Here is a 290-nt window from a genome sequence, read left to right as displayed (position 1 = left end):
CCAGTAGCTCCTGTTTGACCAGTAGCACCTGTTTGTCCTGTAGCTCCCGTTTGTCCTGTGGCTCCTGTTTGACCAGTGGCACCCGTTTGTCCTGTAGCACCTGTTTGACCAGTAGCTCCAGTTTGTCCTGTAGCTCCTGTCTGACCAGTAGCACCTGTTTGTCCAGTAGCACCTGTTTGTCCTGTAGCTCCCGTTTGTCCTGTGGCTCCTGTTTGACCAGTAGCTCCAGTTTGTCCCGTTGCTCCTGTCTGACCAGTAGCACCCGTTTGTCCAGTAGCTCCCGTTTGACC

The 290-nt window shown here is 54.1% G+C and carries 1 protein-coding gene; it reads right to left on the bottom strand.

Annotated elements, in window-relative coordinates; translation table 11 throughout:
- A partial coding sequence (locus tag Q1B37_RS24210) for a hypothetical protein (protein ID WP_299903355.1) occupies positions 1 to 290 on the bottom strand: 290 nt, incomplete at both ends.

This window comes from uncultured Aquimarina sp. (assembly GCF_947492965.1).
Lineage (GTDB): Bacteria > Bacteroidota > Bacteroidia > Flavobacteriales > Flavobacteriaceae > Aquimarina.
Note: the sequence above shows the minus strand (reverse complement) of the source record. Positions and strands in the feature narration are given on the sequence as shown.